Genomic DNA, 15,915 nt, shown 5'->3' on the forward strand with positions numbered 1-15,915 from the left:
CGCCTTTTCTTTTCAGTTATACAGAGACCCACCTTTCCAGGAAAGGCTTAGTTGGTGAAACCGACACCCTTGCGCCAGTTCAGCACCACAGTTGGACGAACAGCGGACAGGGGATCTGCAATGTTATCTGCCCGCATCCATGTCATATCCACATCGTCCGGACGGATTGTTGCAACGCAGTAGCCGTGAGCATCCCAGTCGACGTGACGCAGTTGTGGGTTAGAGTTATGCAGGTAGTTGTATGCGATACCGTTCATGGTCGGGTGCGGCCCGACCGCATGGCCGAGAATGTCGCCCACACCGGTGGCGGAGATGGAAGCACAAACCATTTCGCAGCCAAGCGGTTTATCGCCGTCATAGACCGTGTGCGCCCACTCGGAGTGAATGTCACCGGTCAGGAACAGTGGAGTGACACCTGCTTCAGCCATATCGATGGTGAGCTGCTTACGCTCCATCAAGTACCCGTCCCACTGATCCGAATTTACAAGCACACCGTACTCAGCCACGTCTGCGAAAAGCTGAACGTTGTCACCAAGGTTTTCGACCATGGCGTTGAGCACCGGCTTCACGTTCGGATCGTTGCGCAGAGCGCCAACCGCCAGCGGGGAGAACATCACGGAGTTGCCGAGAACGTTCCACTTCGCCTTTGAGCTCCGCAGGGTGTTGACCAGCCATTGGTACTGTTCATCACCCAACATGCTGCGTGGTGCGCTCGGGGTGAGCGGCCCCGTGATGCGCCCGACCTTGTCTCGGTAAGTACGCAAATCCATCATGGTCAACTCAATCAAATCGCCGAAGGTGAAAGTTCGGTACAGCTTGCCGCCTTCACCCAGTGCCTTAGAGCGAATCGGCATCCATTCGATGTAGGCCTGGGATGCGGCAGACCGGCGAGCACGGTAGCTGCCCTCGGTCAGTGCAGTGTGATTTTCAGCCCCAGTGTCGTAGTTGTCATTGGCAACCTCATGATCGTCCCACACCGAGACCCACGGCAAGGCAGCATGTGCTGCCTGAAGATCGAGATCGGTGTGCGCCTGCCCGTAGCGGATTCGGTAGTCCTCTAGGTTAAGAATCTCGTGAGGAGGCTGAAATAGGCGAACAGCGGGAATCGCCTTATTGCTGCGCTGCTCGTACTCGTAGATGTAATCACCAAGGCACACTGCAAGATCGAGCTCACCGCGGCGACCTCGCTCCGCCAAATCGCGGTAGGGAGTGTAGAAACCCGCCTCCCAGTTCGCACAGGAGAAACTAGCAATCTTGAAAGACTCAACGTGCGCATTATTGGCGGGTGCGGTCTTGGTGCGGCCCACCGGAGAGTGTGCGCCAGAGTGCGGGCCGCCCTCGACGATGAAGCGGTAGTAGTAGACAGACTCTGGCGTAAGACCCTTCACATCGACGTGAACGGTATGGTCGGAAGAGCGCGATGTTCTAGCCGTTCCGGAGGCCACAACGGAATCGAACGATTCGCTCGGACTCACTTCCCAGCGGACATCGGTGTCCTCACCGGTTCCTGATCCAGGTCGCGCAGTTTCATCGGGAGTGACGCGGGTCCACAAAATGACCGAGTCCGGCAACGGGTCACCAGAGGCGACGCCGTGACAGAACGGCAGAGGCTGGGGGGTTGGCTCAATCGGAGCAGGTTTATTGAAATACCCCCACGAACTCTGCCCGGAGGCAGGCGCGGCGTTTGTTACGACAGCAGAAGCGGCAATAGCGGCCGCTCCGCCTTTCAGAAAGTTTCGGCGAGTACTCCAAATGGATTTTGGTTCCGACGATTGCGACTTGTTCTGGGTGGATTCAGACATAGCCCCATATTTTCACTCCTCGAGAGCATTTCATAGGTGCAAGTGCCTAAATTTCTAACTATTAACAATGAGTTCAATCCGATGTAACAGCGAAGCTACCAGCAGGTTTCCTGCCGCACCGAACCGCGAGCATGCAAGGATAAACATGGTGATTCCGGAAAACCCTGAACAAAATTAGGCTTAAGATCATCTTTGCCCATTGTTCACTTAGACTTTTTCCAGCTGGTCTTGCGATTACCCAAAGGTGCCAATAGCTTGAGATGCATGACCAAGAACATGCGCGTTAAAACCGCCGTGGCAGCCGCAATGATGGGCATTGCCACCGTCTCGCCGTCCGTAGCCGTAGCCCAACCGCTTCAAGCACTAAACTTCCAGCTGCCCGAGGGCGCATCCCTTACCGCCCCTCAGCTGAAGAGCCCAGTCACCGGCTCCAGCACCGGCGGTGTTCCCGTGCAGCGGCCAGGCGCTCCGGTCCCGACCCCGTTCAGCCCCGATTACCTCGCCGGCTACATCTCAGACATCTCTCCTTACTATGGAGGAGTCTATTACCAGGTGAACCAGCTCTTCCCCTCCGTGCGTCGAAACCACCCTGAGATCATGCGGAAGAACTTGGACACGGTCGTCGAAATCAACAACAATGCTTCACCGGAACGCATCGCCGACGCTCAAGTCGACGCGCTTGCTGCTTCCGATGACCTTCTTGAAACACTTTCGCCCGCCTTGGGACAAGAGTTTGGACAAGCTGTCCGCGATGCCCTGAACGAGAACCGTCTCCCAAAGACCCAATACCTGCTCGGTAATGGTTTCCTCGCCCGCGCAGGCGGCATTGCCAGCTCGACCGGCATTGAGAAGGTTCTGTTCCACAACCCGCGTCCATTCAAAGTCGCACCGGACCGCATTAAGGAATACAACCTGTACGAAGACGATCTCTACGGTGGATCCCCATCATTCCCTTCCGGCCACACCAACCAGGCAACCTGGGTTACATCGATCCTGGCCTACATGGTTCCCGAGGTCGCCCCGCAACTCCACTACCGCGGCGCACTTGCCGGCAATAGCCGCATTGTCCTCGGAGTCCATTACCCGCTCGATGTGATCGGTGGGCGGATGTCCGGCCAGGCCGCAGCAGCCGACCGTCTCAACGACCCGAAGATGCGCAACGCTATCGATCAGGCAGCAGCCGAACTCCGTTCCGAGATCGAGTGGCGCACCGGAAAGTCCATTCCAGATCTCGTTGCTAGTGACACCCCGTTCATCTCCACCCAGGACGCGGTCAAACAGTACACCGAATGGATGGATTATGGATTCGACACCATCTACGATCCTAACGCAGCGATGATCGTCCCGCAGTCGGCTCCCGTTTTGCTTGCAAACTCCTACCCGGGATCCGACTATGGAAAACGTGCCGGTGTACTGCACGCCACCGCGGGCAAGGCTGGCAATCCGCTCGACTGGCAGGGTGAGGGTGGCTCTTGGCAGCGCCTTAACCTGGCTAAGGCCTCTGCCGAAGCAGGTAGCATCAACCCAAACGGCAGCCTCAAGATTAACTAGATTCTTAGCGTCACACACTATAACCCCTTGGCACACCACTAGGTATGTGTCAGGGGGTTTCCCATGTTCAATTGTTTGCCCACAACCAGATGTAACGGGTTGCATCGGTCTGCCTCTACATCTCCCCGGTGGTCTCCTACCCAACCACCGACGCCCACTCGCCAATTAAAAAAACTTACCAACTGCGGTACCCAAGCCACTCAACTCAGATTGGCGAACGCGGGTCCGGTTAGAAAACTGCTGCAAAGCGCATTGACACCGCAAACATGCACGATCTGACCAACCGCCGCTAAGTCTCACTCTGGGATTGAAAACCGTACCAATGGCACTCTGGCAGTTTCATTTCCGAGCTAGATGCAGACAGCAGGCCGGGACAATTCCTAGCAACTCGTACAACCTTGGTAAGGAAACTCCTCTGGCAGATGGATCACACTTTTTAAATGCTACCTATAAAGTCGGGCGAAATTTTTAACCTGAATATCCTCCTCATATCTTAATAGTTAGGGTCTTCGTCTGCGGATTTTTCTTTTTTCCCACAGGGCTGGAATCGGTCCTGACCTTTAGGAATCCGGGCTTCACAGAAGGCCCCTCTTCAAAGCAATTAACCCCGCCCACCGAGGATTGAACTGCTCCCCATTAGTTGGACTGAGAAATCAGTTACCGACTAGTAGGGAGCAGTTTTCATTGAGAGCACGAAGTTCGCTGAGCGAACATCAGCGTGAGCAGTTGGTAGACCTTTTTGATCAGGGCGTGGGTTATCAAGCTGCTGCGAGCGTTGTCGGGGCTGGGATATACGCATCGCGTGGTCTCTTTCGGCGGTTCCAGCTGCATGGCAGGCTATGTCTTGTGGAGAAACCGACTAAGCAGCAGTATTCGTTCGAAATCAAGAAGGAAGTTGTCCAACGCCACCTTGCCGGTGAGACTGCGATGGATCTTGCGCGTGAGTTTGGCCTGTCATCAGACCAGCTAGTTAAAGGGTGGTCGTGGAAATGGCGTAAAGGTGGCGATGAGGCGCTAAAACCGAAGCCGAAGGGTAGGCCCAAAGGCTCGGTCGCACCGAAGCCGCTCTCGGAGGAAGAGAAGCTGCGTCGCCAGATCGCACGGTTGGAAGCGGAAAACGCTTATCTAAAAAAATTGCGGGACTTGAGGAACCAGGGACGCGCCTGAAAGTTCAGGCGATTGTCATCCTCAAGTCGCACCACCGCTTGGAGTACCTCTTGGATGCGGCGGGTATGCCACGGTCGACGTTCTTCTACCACCAGAAACGCCTGCGCGAGCCGGATAAGCACGCTGCGCTGAAGCAAGCAATCCGGGAAAGTTTCGAGCGTAATAAGCATCGCTACGGTTACCGGCGGGTGCTGCTGGACCTGCGCAACCAGGGCTGGGTGGTCAACCACAAACTTGTCTTCAAGCTCATGCGCGAGATGGGACTTCGAGCCAAGGTCCGCCAGCGCAGGCCCTATGTTTCTTACGCTGGGACGATCAGCCACATCGCTGACAACAAACTTGACCGCAAGTTCACTCCGGACAAGCCCAACACCTTCTTTGTCAGCGACGTCACCGAGTTCAGGGTCGCAGGCAGCAAGGTATATCTGTCCCCGGTGATGGATCTGTTCGACCGCTCAATCGTTGCCCACAGCGTGGCTACATCACCGACGACATCCTTTACCACCGACTCTTTGACCAAAGCGATCATGGCGTGTGCACCTGAACCCGGGTGGATGATGCACACCGATCAAGGCTTCCAGTACCAACACGCCTCCTGGCGTGACCTGATCGCCGATAACGGTGGCGTTCAGTCGATGTCGCGTAAAGCCAACTGTTACGACAACGCGGTCATGGAGAACTTCTTCGGTCACTTGAAAACAGAGATGTACCACGGAGAAATCTTCGACACCATCGAGGAATTCAACCAAGCGATCGACGAGTACATCCAGTGGTACAACACCGAACGCATCCAACAACGACTCAAGGGCCTGACCCCGATGCAATATCGAAATCAGACCCTTGAAGCCCTAACCGCCTAGAGTTAAACCAGTCCAACTTTCGGGGGCCAGTTCAGATCGGTGGGCGGGGTTTCAGTTGGTCGTTTCTCAGACGACGCCGCGGGTTTAGGAGTCAAGCAATGCGGTAGCGTTCTTCAAAGCTCGATCGCGGTTAGGACGCGGGCGCTCAACAATTTGCGGTGCGGCAGCCTTAGGGATCGCGACGCGAAGAAGGGACGGATCGGTGCGGCCGCTAAGGTCATCGATGAACTTGAGGAAATCAGCGAAACCACCGCGGTTAAGGATGCGGGCGTTAGTCCACTTGGTGCCGTCCTCACGCACGCCGGTATCGTAACGGACGTGCGTAGCAAGCGCCACAATAGCACCAATCCCCGCTCCAAGCAGCGCCGGGGCCAGAACCGTAGCCACACCGAGAAGTGCCCCGATGATGATGCCCAAGACTGCACCGTAAATGGCACCAAAGACGATGCCAATCGGGATGGCGAGCAGCGGAGCGGCGATTGCGACAAGGATGGCGACTGGAATCAGCAGGAAGTTGAATGCAGCGGCAACTAGAGCAACCACGGTGATGAGAACGGAGCTCAAAACTCCGGCGGCGAATCCGCCTGCAGCTCCCAACGCAACACCTAGCAGTGCGAAGGCAATGACGGGCAGCGGCAGCGCGAGCGGCAACAATGCAGCGCCTGCAAGAGCACCGACAATGGCACCGCGAGCGATCATCGACAGCAGGTTACGTCCGTCGATGAACGCGATCATGTAGAGAATGTTGTTGAAGCGCGTGACAAGGTCGGCGAATGCGACACCGGTCGGCGTTGAACCGTAGAAGATCTCACCGAGTTTGTCGAATGCACCCTTGAGCAGGGAGCGCTCCCAGCCGGAGAAAGCAGCGTGGGTGAGACGCGTCCCGATCACATCAACAAGCACCTGAAGCTGCTCGAAGAGCACCTCTGCAGCGATCTTCGGACTGTCCTCGAGGAGCGAAGAAGCAGCGTTCTTCAGCGAGTCGGTAAAGATCTTGCCGCTTGCAATCAAGATGACCGGTACGAGCACAGCAACCAAAACCGGAAGCGCCAGTGCCACTGTCATGCCGAGCAGTCCGGCACCAATGATGAAGGGCAGTGTTGGGAACAGACCCAGGGTGAAAACTTCTGCCACGATCGAGATTGGCAGCGCCAGAAGGGCGGCACCTAGCGCGGCGAACGGAGCTAGGACCAGTGCGACCGGGATCAGCAACGGCGCAACGGCGATCGGAATCAGCAGAGCCTTAGCGAATTCCTTAGCAAAGTTCTTCGCAAACTCTTTCGCGAATTCCTTCAGCAGTTCTTTACCGGTCTTCTTGCCAACCTTCTTGATGTCTTTCTGCAGCGCGCCCATCACGTCGCGCCCCAGAACAGCAGTCATGACCTTGACAACAGCGCCCACCGGGTTGAGCAGAATGCCGATAGGTCCGCCAGCAGCTTCGACGAGGTCTGCGACACCTCGTGCTGGGTTCACTGTGAATGTGTCGATGACTGAAGCCACCCCGGCGGCTGCACGGTCAGAGCCACGGAGGGCAGGATCGATGCGGAGAATGGACTCATTGTTGCCTTGCCACGCTGCAAAATCCGGAGACGCCAAGGTGTCCTGAATTGCTTTCTCGACATCAGCAACGATCGCACCGCTCTGAACACGATTCGTTAACGTAGCGAGGTCGAGATCGACCGCCGCGCGGGTGGCGTCATTCGGCTCCTGGTAAGCGAGGAAGAACTGCGCCAAAGTGTTCCAGTCGTTCTCTGCATCCTTCGCACGGAGGAACCGAGACTCCATGGACTGTACCGGGTACTCTCGCAGCGCCTTGGTAACCTGCTCAGCGGTCGGATTTTGCACGGCGTACGGAGTGTAGACTGCACCGATCGGCGCCTCGGTAGCGTCGTCACCGCCGGCACTGTTCGTACGCAGGAGGTTGGACGGTGCAACCCCCGCAACGGACTGGCTGAATTCATTCAGCGACTTCAGCGGGGAGAATGGCACCGGCGTATCAGCCGCCTGTCCCAGATCGGACAAAACAGTATCGGGGTTCAGTTGGTCGATCGGAGCAGCGTCTGCCGCCGGAGCGAAGAGCAGAGCGCCGCTACCAAAGCCAAGAGACGCAATAGCGTAACGACGAGCACGGTCAGCCGACAGCAGCGTTGGTGCAGAAGCGGACTTTGTCATGATTTTCCTGCCTGATAGATGACGGTGGATACGTTAATAAAACCGTGAAACTGCCACTTTGTAAATGATTGATCACTTAAATACTCACTTAATTCATCAACGTAAACGGGGGTTCACACTCCCGCTACACCTATTAATGTTGCGTTAAGATTTACGCTAATTGGGCGCAACCTTGTAATGGACCGATTTCAATCTCCACAAGGACGCGGCGGTTTGTTCCGCCGGTCGATCAACCCGACAGGCAGACACTCACCCGGCCCGACTGGAGCGAATCCGCGGTGCACGACAGCAGATTCAACGATGTCTTGGGCTAGCCTCAAGCTAAAATCGTTCATCGTCTCTCCGTACGTACTCACTGTCGCCCGCAAAGTCCACCTGGGACCATCTACTCCGATGACTTCAATTTGCTGGTTCGGATACCGGGCGCTCACGCCGATACCCCATGGCGTCTCCCGCAGGCTAATTTCGGCATTTTCAGCTGTAAGCTGGCTGAAGGAGTGCTCCCAACCCGAGCTGTTCCAAAGGTTCTCAGTGCGCGGAGCTGCAAAGACACTCAGTGAGATCCACATGTCTTGCCCGGCGATTCGCCCAGGCACCATCACATGCAACACGTCCGGTTGCCGTTCGTTGGGCGGCATCGCTTCTTCTGCCCCTGGTAACGAGTCAGCAGCTGTATTTTCTGACTCGACTTGTGAAGCGGTTTCGACTTCTTCGAAGACGGTGATGCCTTGAGGGGCGTAGAACACCAGAGACGTAGTCCAGACATGCAGTGAATCCATTGCGTGCCGGCGGTCTCTCGGCCGCTCTGGCCGGTACTTGAGCTCTTCGAAAAATTCGGGCCCCACGTTTGAACTGTCTAATGGGCCATAATCTCGCGTAGAAGCTAGCGTAGCTGCTATTTGTTTCGCCCTGGAGCGGATTTCTTCCGGGATCGGTAAAGACTCTTCCATGACCTCTTCCTTGAGCCGAAGTGGGTGAGAAACCTTCGAAAGTGCCAGGACTTTCATAATCGACGAAAGACTTCTCTCTAATGCTTCCCGCGATGACGTATTGTATGTTTCACGGAGGTTCAACGTCACAATAGATGGACGCAGATTAAATATGGACGAGAACGATACTGCCAGCACAAACGCAAACGATTATTTGAAGCGGGTACTTGGCGACAATCACGATGATGTTCTTGCCGTCTCGAAACGCTTTTCGGGCGGAGCTAATATCGCTTGCATTGACAACAAGTTTCATGATTTTGGGGGGGTTGAGGCAGTCCGTTCGCTGGTCGAGGAGAATGTCGCGGCAGCCCAGCTCAAGCGCGCAGAGAAAACCGTGCCCGCGATCCTCCAGGAGTGGAGGAGGGCGAATGCTGACAAAAACGAAGAACCCGCCGGTCCCCTCGGCCTCCAGGGTGATCCTTTTCGTCAAAAAGGAGCCTTCACCGACATGTTGCTGTCGCTGTTCCCTGGCTTTGATTCTACGGGTAGCACCAGCCGCGATGCCTCTATGAGCCTGTCCCAGATCCAGAAACTTCGCACTCTTCGCGACGAAATCGACAATGCATCCAACGATTACGAACGCGAGAGTCGTCAGCGCGAGTACGAAAAAGTCGCTAAGGCCTTCAACGACAACGCTATGAAAGATATCCGCGCCAAGGCAGAAGAGGGCGACGCATGGGTTATCGCCGCGACCATTGTGTCACTCGGACCAACCGCCGTCAGCGAAACTGCCAGTGCAGAGTTCAACGCCATTTATGACGAGCTGCTGGGCAACTCAGAAAAACCCGAGCACAACTCTACTCAAGACAACACCACTGAGGGAGACACCGAACACACGCCGACAGGACGGAGCGGCCTGTAGATTCTTTCACGAATCTCGGTCGCAGCGGATTGAACGACAGGGGCACATAATGAAAGAAAACTACCTCCACAACGGCGGTGACCTTTCAGAATCGTTGATGTCGGCCCGCGCGGAAGACGTTGATTGGTACGACCACCAGCGGACCGTTGAGGAGCTCGAAGAGCAGATCACAAACACTCGTAAAAAGCGGCCGTGGTATTCGCTGCTGACGGGTGCTCCAGCGGAAGAGAATCAAGACAACCACTGGTTCGAGCGGTCACGGCCAACGGTGCATCAAGCTGACCGCGTTAACAAGCTGTCCAATCTTCCGAATGAGCGCAGCGGCTGGAGCCAGTACGCAATCAGTTTCGGAACAGCAGTTCTAGCGGTAACGTTGTTCGCCACACTTGCCTTGACACCTGTGGCACAAGGCGGCTGGTCAGTTCAACCTACCGGTAAAATGGCAGCGACCTACGTAGTGGCTTTTGGAGGTCTAACGGCTGCCCTGCACACGATTTTCACCCATAAGTCGCAGGAGAAGGGTTACCGACCTTGGGTGGGTGCCAGCATCGTTTCCCTGATTCTCCTTTTGGGCGTAACCAGCTTTGCTCTTTACCTGGCATCAGCGCTCGGAGTTGCAACCGACGTAGCTTAGGAGTCGCATTGAACCACGATTGGCGCTTGATCAGTGGCTTAGCAGCCGCAGGCACGATTTTAGGATTGTTAGGTTTCACTGCATTCAATTCAGCACGGTCGGGCCATATTCTTGTCACCGAAGACGTCGCCGAAATGGCCGACAAGAACATTTCCTACCCAGCAGTCGACTTTTACCGCGGGGTGTGCGGGGAGCTCAACAGGGTGATTGCTGCTCCGTCTCACATCATCGACGCTGCTGAGGCATCGATCGGGGAAGACTCAGGCGCCATTGCGGAGAAGTACAGTGATGCTTTGAATTTAACCCAAAAAGACTTGATCACAGCGCGCAAAAAGCTTGCCGATGTGAACTCGCGGGCCCCGAAAATAACAGCGGTCAATGCAACAACTGCGGACTACGCTGGAGCTCTCGGACCGGTAATTACCGGGTTGGTCCGTTCGGAATCAACAGTCCAAGACTTGATTGAGGATCCTCGCTGGAAAGATGAAGCACCTCGGACCCTCAATGACGCAGCCAGCGAGGCCCTCACCTCCGTTAACGACATTGTCGGGGGGGTCATTGAGGAATTTGCGACCCTCCAGGACCGGGCCCCCGTTTTCTCAACGGGCACCGCAGAAGCTATTCAGGGCTCGACTGATTGTGCTCAGCTGATGGGCAGCGAATTTCAGGACGAGGGCGACCAAAACATCGTGGTACACGGGATCGTTGATTTGAGGCGCATTGAGTTTGAGGCGCACCTGACAGCGGTGTCGTCCGTGGAGCGGTTGGGAATCCTCGAAGATGTCGCGTCGAGCGACATCGAATCAGCGAGCAGCTTCGTTTCGGAGTCTCTACACATGACTGCCTTGAAATCCAAAGAGAGCGCCGTCGCACTAAAGAACTGGAAAAATCCTTATCAGCCCAGAACACGAGAATACCGTGTCACGCAAGATGCGGCGGATCTCCTCGGTTCCTCCCCAGCCGTATACGAATCGCTTCAAGAAGTCGCGGATCGTTATTCGGACCAATTTAACCAGGTCGGCCCTGGGGATGCCGACAAGTTCGAGAACCTCATGGAGAAACTCAGCGACGAGCTACGCGAAATTCAGATCGAGGAGGCGCGAACCCACCTCCGGTTCAGCGCCAAGGCCCCCAATCCGACGGCCGCCACTGCCGAAGCCGTCCGGGACTTTGGTTCCGATGCGAAGGCTCAACCCGAGACCGTCGATCGCTACAACGCTGTGGCCGACGCGTACGAGAAAGTCTCGCAGACCTTCAGCGTTTTGCCCGACGTGACTGAGCTCGATGAGTTGTCCTCCATATCGTCGCAGTTGATTGAACAGACAGACGAGCTGATCCCGAGCTTAAAATTCGATCCGGATTTCAGCGGCTCCCTTACGGAGCTCAGCGAAGCGGCTGCCGAAGTCGTGGCGGCGATCGACCAGACGGGAACCTCCCCCAGCGAAGCAACAATGACTCGACTAGGTGAAGCGTGGACGAACGTTAACTCCGCGGCTTTCACATCCCTTGCAGGTAACTGGGACCAAGGCAACCAAAGCACCCGCGAAGAAATCAGGGAAAGACGGCATGACAGCATCTCCTGAAGGGCACAAGCGCCCTAGCCCTTCCCATCCAATCACGGCAATTAGGACAACAAGTTTTTCCGAATGACCGTCTGGTCGCGGCCGGGGCCGACACCGATGTAGGAGATGGGGGCGCCGGAGAGCTCTTCGAGGCGCAAGACGTAGTCTTGGGCGCGCTGGGGCAACTCTTCGAAGGTGGTGCAACCGGTGATGTCCTCGTCCCAGGCAGGCATGGTCTCAAAGATAGGTTCGGCGTGGTGGAACTGGGACTGGGTGAGCGGCATTTCGTCGAAACGCTCGCCGTCGACGTCGTAGGCGACACAGATGGGGATCTCGCCGATGCCGGTAAGCACGTCAAGCTTGGTCAGGAAGTAGTCGGTGAAGCCGTTGACGCGGGCGGCGTAGCGGGCGACGACGGAATCGAACCAGCCGCAGCGTCGTTTGCGGCCGGTGTTCACGCCGACCTCACCGCCGGTTTCCTGGAGGTAGTCGCCCCACTTGTCAAAGAGCTCCGTGGGGAACGGACCGGCGCCGACGCGGGTGGTGTAGGCCTTGACAATGCCCAGGCACGCCGTGATCTTCGTCGGGCCGATGCCGGCGCCGACGCAGGCGCCGCCGGCGGTGGGGTTGGAGGACGTGACAAAGGGGTAGGTGCCGTGGTCCACGTCCAGCATGGTTGCCTGGCCACCCTCCATGAGGACGTGCTGGCCGTTGTCCAGCGCGGCGTTGAGCACCTGCTCCGCGTCGATGACCATCGGTTTAACTCGGTCGGCGTAGCCCATGAAGTAGTCCATGATCTCGTCCACTTCGATCGCCTTGCGGTTGTACATCTTCACCAGCATCTGGTTTTTGACGTCCAGAGCGGATTCGATCTTCTGGCGGAGGATGGATTCATCGAAAAGATCTTGGACGCGGATGCCTACGCGGGCGACCTTGTCCGCGTAGGTCGGGCCGATGCCGCGTCCGGTGGTGCCGATAGCGCGTTTGCCCAGGAAGCGCTCCTGCACCCGGTCGAGCGTCTGGTGGTACGGGGTGACCAGGTGGGCATTGGAGGAAATGCGCAGGCGGGAGGCGTTGGCGCCGCGGGCCTCCAGCCCGTCGATCTCCTCGAAGAGCGCCTCCAAGTTGATCACCACGCCATTGCCCAGCACCGGTGTGGCGTTCTCCGACAGCACGCCGGCAGGGAGGAGTTTCAGCTCGTATTTCTCCCCGCCCACCACGACGGTGTGGCCGGCGTTATTGCCGCCGTTCGGTTTGACCACGTAGTCGACCTTGCCGCCGAGAATGTCCGTGGCCTTGCCCTTGCCCTCGTCACCCCACTGGGCGCCGACAATGATGATAGCCGCCATAAAAACGCTCCCTTAATCACGCTTCGTTTCAAGCTGCATTGTGCGTGTTCTCCGCGGGTTCTGTCACCGAGCCCATCTGGCACGCCTTCCCCGCAAAAGTCCAGCGTTATTGTACCGCCACCACCCAAAGGGCCGCGGATGCGCTTCTGGTTTTGCCCACCGCCGGCCGCGTCTGCCTCGTTATAACCCCTGACCTTGAAAACGTTGGTAGATGATCAGGTCGTTTCAGGAGACAAATGCGGCCGATCACACACAATGGGTGACCTCAATCTTCACGGGAAAAACTCCTGGTAAAAACACACAAGGTTGCTGGCAAGGTCATTCCTGACCTAAATCCACATCAGCAATATGCACGCACGTACCTCCCACGTACGTGCCCCCAAGAAACGCGCACGCGCGGCCCTGTTACACCAGCGCAGGGAAGACCTTCTGCTCGAGGAGCGGAGCTAGATCAGCACCCGCCGATCCAGGATCGTGCGGATCAACCCAGAGAACTTCCACGATTTCCGCGGCCGGCTTCGGTTCGACGGCCTCGGAGCACGTGAAGATCGTGCCCTCCACGTCACGGCCAGCCTCGTTCGCGGCGGGGGCGAGGAAAGTACCTAAGGGGGTGAGGGATGAGGCGTGGATAAGCATTCCTATCTCTTCGCGCACCTCGCGCACGGCGGTTTCGCGCGCGGTCTCCCCTGGCTCCGGTTTGCCGCCGGGCAGCATGAAACGGCTGGTGCCTTTCTTGCGCACGGCCAAGACGCGGCCGTGGTCGTCGCGGAAGACCACAGCGCACACGCGGATCGGTTCGGCGGGCTTTTCAGACATGGGCCTCAATATACAAAGCGCGGGCCGCCCTTGTAGCGTGAGCGCCATGCGGATTGTTCATTGCGCGTGCGCCACGGACATCACCATCGAAGGCGCGGAGGAACACCGGCTCCCGGTGATCCCCACGCGGCGCGACCTGAAATTCTTAGACGCGATTGCACGCGACGTCCTCCCCGTCGACCCGACGCCGTCGCTGCAGGAGATCGCCGCCTCACCCTCCGTTTCGCACCTTGGCGAGCCCGCCGTCGCACCGCAGCAGCTCGAGGAGCGCCTGCGCGTCATCGTCTCAGGCACCGACGCAGCGCTGAGCGCCATCCTCACCCGCATGATGCGCGGCGACTACCTCTGGGCCGAAGTCGCTTACCTCCCCACAGACCCCATCTCCCCCGCGGCCGTGCTCTGGGGTATCCCGGCCCCGGCCGCGCTCGACCTCGCCGTCGACGGCCCCGTGCGCCCGATCCCCTGCATCCGCAACGACGCGGGGCTCGCCGTCGCCGGGTCCGCCACACTCACCAACGCAGACGGCGGCCCATATATAGGAGAGATCGTCGTCGACAACGATGTCCTCATGCGCAGCAACGGCCGCGGACGCCAGCTCGGCGCCCGCCTCGTCCCCACTACACACGCACCAGGACTCGCCGCAGCAGCGCTCCGCAAGGCACGCTTTCGCACCCGCCCGCTTATCGACGCCTCCCTCACCCCCTCCGGCCGCGCCCTCCAATCCGGGGGCGAGTCGATCTTGACCACTGTCGACGGTGTCCCCGCGAAACGTCCCGTCGAACAAGTGACGTTCTACCGGCATCTGCGCGACATTCAGGCTGTCCGAGGGACCTGACCGTCACACGGGACCGCCACTCGGGACGGAGATTGTCCATGCGGCAACGTGTGGCGGAGCCCCTGCGCCAGGACACCTCACGCCCCGGCGCTGGAGAGCCATTCCGGCAACGTTCGAGCGGCCCGAAAGCGACGGCGGGAGTGGGTGAGTTCCACGAAATGTAGATAAGTGATTTATCTCACATTCGACTCTTTTCATGCACGCCGTGGCCGTTTCGTTATCGCCCCGAGACTAAAAGTCCCATCCCCGCGCCACGGTCGCTGCAGCTGGACCACATTTCCGCAGGATATGGCGCAGTCCGCAACACTATAACCAAACTTGTCGGCGCTTCCCTCAAACTTTCGGTTGATACGCGACGAGAGCTGGCCCACCAATGCAGGCTCCCCAATCCGCCGTTACGTTAGGTGTTGTTCGATTCCGACAGAACATTTAAGGAGAATCAGTACAAAATGGCTGACTACAACCGCATTGAAGACCTTGCAAACGCAACCGCTTACGACGTTAACGGCGACAAGGTCGGTGGCGTCCAGGACGTCTACGTTAACGACACCACCGGCCAGCCGGACTTCATTTCCGTCTCCCACGGCCTGTTCGGTGGCGGCGACTCCATCGTCCCGCTGCGCGGCCACACCCTGGAGAACGGCGACCTGCACCTGGCTTTTGCTAAGGACCGCATCGAGGACGCTCCGGATCTGGACGAGAACGGCCACCTGACCAACGCTGACCAGGAGGCTTTCTACCGTCACTACGGTCTCGAGGGTGTCGAGGACCGCACCCAGTACCAGACCGGCGCTGCTGCTGGTGCAGGCGCTGGCGCTGGCTACGCTGCCGGCGAGCGCACCGAGACCACCGAGGCTGCTGACCGCGACCGCGCTGAGTTCGCTGACCGCCGCGACGAGAACGGCGAGATCATCCGTTCCGAGGAGCAGCTCAACGTAGACAAGGAGCGCGTCGAGTCCGGCCAGGTCCGTCTGCGCAAGTACGTCGTCCACGAGACCGAGACCGTCGAGGTCCCGGTTGAGCGCGAAGAGGTCCGCGTCACCCGCGAGCCGATCACCGAGGCTGACCGCGCTAACTACGACGGCAACATCGGCGAGCAGGAAGCATCCGTCACCCTGCACGAGGACCGCGTGAATGTCTCCAAGGAGTCCGTCCCGGTGGAGAAGGTCTCCCTGGACAAGGACACCGTCCGCGAGACCCAGCAGGTCACCGAGGACATCGCCAAGGAGCGCATCGAGACCGACGGCAACGTCGTCGACGAGACCGCCGGCGAGATCCGCGACAACGACAACCGCTAGTCTCCCCCACTAGCCGCT

General features: G+C 58.0%; 11 protein-coding genes and 1 pseudogene. 7 read left to right on the top strand and 5 right to left on the bottom strand.

Annotated features, from left to right (window positions below; translation table 11 throughout):
* Window positions 1-47: 47 nt before the first annotated feature.
* Window positions 48-1,802 carry an alkaline phosphatase gene (locus QYQ98_RS04825; RefSeq protein WP_302007621.1) on the bottom strand — a complete coding sequence of 585 codons (1,755 nt, stop codon included), beginning with the start codon at window positions 1,800-1,802 and terminating at the stop codon, window positions 48-50.
* A gap of 264 nt (window positions 1,803-2,066) precedes the next feature.
* Between QYQ98_RS04825 and QYQ98_RS04830 the strand changes: the two genes are divergently transcribed.
* Entirely contained in the window at window positions 2,067-3,353 is a 1,287-nt protein-coding gene (locus QYQ98_RS04830) for a phosphatase PAP2 family protein (protein WP_302007622.1), read from the top strand.
* A gap of 820 nt (window positions 3,354-4,173) precedes the next feature.
* Window positions 4,174-5,380: pseudogene (locus tag QYQ98_RS04835) on the top strand (IS3 family transposase); the annotation flags it as partial.
* A gap of 84 nt (window positions 5,381-5,464) precedes the next feature.
* On the opposite strand, the gene QYQ98_RS04840 reads toward QYQ98_RS04835, so the two are convergent.
* Together QYQ98_RS04840 and QYQ98_RS04845 are read right to left on the bottom strand one after the other, a co-directional pair.
* Window positions 5,465-7,552: a hypothetical protein gene (locus QYQ98_RS04840; protein WP_302007623.1), complete on the bottom strand. Its 2,088-nt coding sequence runs from the start codon at window positions 7,550-7,552 to the stop codon at window positions 5,465-5,467.
* Window positions 7,553-7,740: 188 nt separating this feature from the next.
* Complete coding sequence (locus tag QYQ98_RS04845) at window positions 7,741-8,631, bottom strand: DUF3710 domain-containing protein (protein WP_302007624.1); 891 nt, start codon at window positions 8,629-8,631, stop codon at window positions 7,741-7,743.
* A 22-nt stretch (window positions 8,632-8,653) separates the two neighbouring features.
* On the opposite strand from QYQ98_RS04845, the gene QYQ98_RS04850 reads away from it, so the two are divergent.
* Genes QYQ98_RS04850 through QYQ98_RS04860 form a run of 3 tightly spaced genes read left to right on the top strand, consistent with a single transcriptional unit; the run spans window position 8,654 to window position 11,620 of the window.
* Complete coding sequence (locus tag QYQ98_RS04850) at window positions 8,654-9,403, top strand: hypothetical protein (protein ID WP_302007625.1); 750 nt, start codon at window positions 8,654-8,656, stop codon at window positions 9,401-9,403.
* A gap of 49 nt (window positions 9,404-9,452) precedes the next feature.
* Complete coding sequence (locus tag QYQ98_RS04855) at window positions 9,453-10,037, top strand: hypothetical protein (protein ID WP_302007626.1); 585 nt, start codon at window positions 9,453-9,455, stop codon at window positions 10,035-10,037.
* 8 nt (window positions 10,038-10,045) lie between these two features.
* Window positions 10,046-11,620, top strand: a complete 1,575-nt coding sequence (locus QYQ98_RS04860) for a hypothetical protein (protein ID WP_302007627.1) — start codon at window positions 10,046-10,048, stop codon at window positions 11,618-11,620.
* 41 nt (window positions 11,621-11,661) lie between these two features.
* Here the strand turns inward: QYQ98_RS04860 and QYQ98_RS04865 are convergent, their stop codons facing one another.
* A complete protein-coding gene (locus QYQ98_RS04865; protein ID WP_302007628.1) occupies window positions 11,662-12,948 on the bottom strand; it encodes an adenylosuccinate synthase in 1,287 nt (428 codons plus the stop codon).
* Between the two features lie 405 nt (window positions 12,949-13,353).
* The gene (locus QYQ98_RS04870) at window positions 13,354-13,764 is read right to left on the bottom strand and encodes an NUDIX domain-containing protein (protein ID WP_302007629.1); all 411 of its coding nucleotides are present in this window, start codon (window positions 13,762-13,764) and stop codon (window positions 13,354-13,356) included.
* 46 nt (window positions 13,765-13,810) lie between these two features.
* Here QYQ98_RS04870 and QYQ98_RS04875 point away from each other — a divergent pair, with 46 nt between their 5' ends.
* Together QYQ98_RS04875 and QYQ98_RS04880 are read left to right on the top strand one after the other, a co-directional pair.
* Window positions 13,811-14,599, top strand: coding sequence for a hypothetical protein (locus QYQ98_RS04875; RefSeq protein WP_302007630.1), 789 nt, complete (start codon window positions 13,811-13,813; stop codon window positions 14,597-14,599).
* Between the two features lie 449 nt (window positions 14,600-15,048).
* Window positions 15,049-15,897 carry a PRC and DUF2382 domain-containing protein gene (locus QYQ98_RS04880; protein ID WP_302007631.1) on the top strand — a complete coding sequence of 283 codons (849 nt, stop codon included), beginning with the start codon at window positions 15,049-15,051 and terminating at the stop codon, window positions 15,895-15,897.
* Window positions 15,898-15,915 lie beyond the last annotated feature (18 nt).

The organism is Corynebacterium sp. P3-F1 (assembly GCF_030503635.1).
Classification (GTDB): Bacteria; Actinomycetota; Actinomycetes; order Mycobacteriales; family Mycobacteriaceae; genus Corynebacterium.